The organism is Pseudomonas sp. SIMBA_068 (assembly GCF_046534705.1).
GTDB lineage: Bacteria > Pseudomonadota > Gammaproteobacteria > Pseudomonadales > Pseudomonadaceae > Aquipseudomonas > Aquipseudomonas putida.
On sequence record NZ_JAWRYI010001161.1, the window covers coordinates 1 to 251 of the forward strand.

At 53.4% G+C, this 251-nt stretch carries 1 pseudogene; it reads left to right on the forward strand.

Going from position 1 to position 251, the window contains the following annotated elements:
- Positions 1-191 (forward strand): annotated as a pseudogene (gene yqjA / locus SB756_RS33180) (DedA family general envelope maintenance protein YqjA); the annotation flags it as partial.
- Positions 192-251: the final 60 nt, after the last annotated feature.

Here is a 251-nt window from a genome sequence, read left to right on the forward strand (position 1 = left end):
GGATGAGCGGTCGGCTGTGGGTATTGATCCTGACAACTCTGGGTTACATGCTCGGCAAAACGCCGGTATTTTTAAAGTACGAGGACCAGCTGATGTCATGCCTGATGCTGCTCCCGGTGGTGCTGCTGGTGTTTGGCCTGGCAGGTTCTCTGGTCGTGTTATGGAAAAAGAAATATGGAAACCGGGGGTAAGGGATGCAAATACCTCGCATGTCGCTTCGCCAGCTAGCCTGGTCCGGCGCTGTTTTACTT